Source organism: Pseudomonas sp. AGC41, from assembly GCF_057334555.1.
In genome coordinates this window covers 140,300-143,721 of record NZ_JBHFJB010000136.1, presented here as the reverse complement: position 1 = coordinate 143,721, position 3,422 = coordinate 140,300, and the positions used below count along the sequence as shown (strand labels likewise).

3 protein-coding genes are annotated in these 3,422 nt (G+C 57.7%); 1 reads left to right on the top strand and 2 read right to left on the bottom strand.

Features of this window, described 5'->3' with window-relative positions:
• Nucleotides 1-79: 79 nt before the first annotated feature.
• Nucleotides 80-1,045, bottom strand: coding sequence for a M29 family metallopeptidase (locus ACE04F_RS22605; RefSeq protein WP_305499279.1), 966 nt, complete (start codon nt 1,043-1,045; stop codon nt 80-82).
• 85 nt (nt 1,046-1,130) lie between these two features.
• Nucleotides 1,131-1,268, bottom strand: a complete 138-nt coding sequence (locus ACE04F_RS22600) for a hypothetical protein (protein ID WP_003178782.1) — start codon at nt 1,266-1,268, stop codon at nt 1,131-1,133.
• A gap of 656 nt (nt 1,269-1,924) precedes the next feature.
• Between ACE04F_RS22600 and ACE04F_RS22595 the strand changes: the two genes are divergently transcribed.
• A complete protein-coding gene (locus tag ACE04F_RS22595; protein WP_486109997.1) occupies nt 1,925-3,346 on the top strand; it encodes an amino acid permease in 1,422 nt (473 codons plus the stop codon).
• The last annotated feature ends 76 nt before the right edge of the window (nt 3,347-3,422 follow it).

Sequence of the window (3,422 nt, the reverse complement as noted above, 5' to 3'; positions counted from 1 at the left end):
AAGAGGCCAGCAATCCCACCGCTATTCAAAAGATCGTCTTTTCTTCTTGCCGCTTGAAACTCGCCGCTCGAAGCTGCTTTTAAAGCACAAACCGCCCATCAAACACCGGCTCCTTGTCCAGCGCCAGCACACCCCCCTGGAAAATCAGGTCCAGGTGATGGCTACCCTTGGCCCCGCCACCGAGCCCCAGGTGCAAGCCGCAATGGCGCTCTTCGAAACCGGCATTGCGAGCGTACAGGCCCTTGACCCCTTCGTTGGTGCCGATGCCCAGTTCCTCGATGCGGCGGTTGGACGGGTTGGCGTCCAGGTACTTGTTGAAGTCGTGCTCAAGGCCCGGTACGTCGGTGGCGATTTTCTGGATCGTGGAGTCTTCGATCCACAACTCCAACGGCGATTGCAACACGCCGTACTTGCGCGCGAAGGGAATCGTACTGAGGAACGTGCCGACAAATTTCACCCGGCCATTGATGGTGTCGCTGTGAGTGGCGATTTCGCCTGGCGCCAGGTCGTAGTTGCCGACGCCATTGATATCGGTCCACTTCTTGACGCTGTTCAGTGCCGTGTCGAAATACGAGCCGTGCTCATCTTCGAAGCTCAAGGTAGTGGCCTGGGACATGCGGCGGATGAGGTGGCTGTTGAGCCCGGCGATGCGTTGCGGAATGACGCTGAAGGTGTCGTAGAAATATTCGCCGTAATCCTTGAACAGCAGCGATTTCTTCCAGTTTTCCGCCATCACGCCTTGCAGCGCACGGACAAAGTCCGGGCCGTCGGGGCGGGGATTGGGCAGGGTCGAAGAGTCATAGAAAAAAATGTACAGGTCGCTGTCGGCAATTGCCTGGGACAGGCGCTCCGTGGGCTCGAGATCCAGGCGCATGGCGCTGAACCTGAACGGTGAGCCGCTGCCGGCCTGTTCGGCGATTGCGCCGGTCAGGGCTTCGTAGTCGGCCGTGTGGCCGAGCAACACCTTGGCGGGCTGGATGCCGGCCAGGGCGGGATGATGTTCGAGGTAGTAAAGGAAATGAGAGATGGCTCGTTGGGTGTCCATGCTTATTCTTCCTTGGCGGTTGATGTGGCGTCCCTCGCGGCAAATGGCGGAGCCGACCGGCCGGATCAGCTCCGCCGGGTAGCGCTTACAGAGGCCACATTGCCGTGCCGAACGGCACAACGGCGTCGGCTTGCATCATTTCAACGGCGGCTTCATGGGTCGGCGCTTCGAACCATTCATCCAGTTGCAGTTCGGTTTCCAAGTCTTTGTCCAGTGCTTGCATAGTGAATCTCCTAGATGACTTTTGCGCAAAACGCGGGCCGATCCGGCGGGCAGAACCCAACTGAATCGGCACCGCAAAAACTCGCCGGCACGATGCCTGGGCAAGTGGCTGAAAACCTAGTCGAGGGTTTTTTGGAATGCAAAAAAATATTTTATTTTTTTCGTTTGAACTTTTTGTTCTATTTTTTCGCGGCAAATTAGCTATTGAAAAACAGCCGGCTGGCGTCGGTTTTTGATTAGGTAGCTAGCTACCGTCAATTTGCAGTCATCCTTTGAAACTTCACGCATGGAAAGTTTGCGTTACGGCTTGTAAAGGAATGCTGACGGTTTTGACCGGTCTAGCGAACCGGTGTCGGCATTTGGGAGGGCTGTAAGAAAAAGCTGCCGAGTGGCTCGGCTTGACGGGTTTTTTGCTACTTCGCAGCGCTTGTTTCAAGCCCACGGGAAGGGTCAGATGCGCGCCAGACCTCAAGTGTGGGGTGAGACGCTGGTGTGCTGGTGTCTGGCAGCGAGGGTACTGCAGTGTACAATGCGCCGCGTTTTACTGTGACCCTTCGCGTACCCACGCACTTTCAAGGTTATCCGCCTTGTTCACTCCGCCACGCCACAAGCGTGTCGGGTCCGATTTCGTCACAGATAAAAACAAATAGGTGACGCATGACCGTTGTAGAAAATACGCATTCAGGCGAGCTGAAGCGCGGCCTGAAAAATCGCCACATCCAACTGATCGCCCTCGGTGGCGCAATCGGTACCGGATTGTTCCTCGGCTCGGCGGGGGTGCTGAAATCAGCCGGCCCGTCGATGATCCTCGGCTACGCCATCTGCGGCTTCATCGCCTTCATGATCATGCGCCAGTTGGGCGAAATGATTGTGGAAGAGCCGGTGGCCGGTTCCTTCAGTCACTTCGCGCACAAATACTGGGGCGGTTTCGCCGGGTTCCTGTCGGGCTGGAACTGCTGGATCCTCTATATCCTGGTGGGCATGTCCGAGCTGACCGCCGTTGGCAAATACATCCATTACTGGGCGCCGGACATCCCGACCTGGGCCTCGGCGGCAGCGTTTTTCATCCTGATCAATGCAATCAACCTGGCCAATGTCAAAGTGTTTGGCGAGGCTGAGTTCTGGTTCGCGATCATCAAGGTGGTAGCGATCGTCGGCATGATCGCCCTGGGCAGTTACCTGCTGGTCAGTGGTCATGGCGGCCCGCAGGCATCGGTCACCAACCTGTGGTCCCACGGTGGGTTCTTCCCCAACGGCGTCAGCGGCCTGGTGATGGCCATGGCGATCATCATGTTCTCTTTTGGCGGCCTGGAGATGCTGGGTTTCACCGCTGCAGAAGCCGATAAGCCGAAAACCGTGATCCCCAAGGCCATCAACCAGGTGATCTACCGGATCCTGATTTTCTACATCGGTGCGCTGGTGGTGCTGCTCTCGCTGACACCATGGGACAGTCTGTTGACCACGCTCAATGCCTCTGGCGATGCCTACAGCGGCAGTCCGTTCGTGCAGGTGTTCTCGATGCTCGGCAGCAACACCGCGGCGCACATCCTCAACTTCGTGGTGCTGACCGCCGCGCTGTCGGTGTACAACAGCGGCACCTACTGCAACAGCCGCATGTTGCTGGGCATGGCCGAGCAGGGCGATGCGCCCAAGGCGTTGGCGAAAATCGACAAGCGTGGCGTGCCGGTGCGGTCGATCCTCGCTTCGGCGGCGATCACCCTGGTGGCGGTGCTGCTGAATTACCTGATTCCTCAGCATGCGCTGGAGTTGCTGATGTCGTTGGTGGTTGCCACTCTGGTGATCAACTGGGCGATGATCAGCTACTCGCACTTCAAGTTCCGCCAGCACATGAACCGGACTCGCCAGACGCCGCTGTTCAAGGCCTTGTGGTACCCGTACGGCAACTACGTCTGCCTGGCGTTCGTGGTGTTCATCCTCGGCGTGATGCTGCTCATTCCCGGCATCCAGATATCGGTCTATGCGATTCCAGTGTGGGTGGTGTTCATGTGGGTGTGCTACGTGATCAAGAACAAGCGCAGTGCGCGGCATGAACTGGCTGTGGCGGCTGCCGCCAAGTAAGTTTTTTGCCAGTACGACAAACCCGGCCAAGTGCCGGGTTTGTTATTCAACGCCAAACACACCCCCTGTGGGAGCG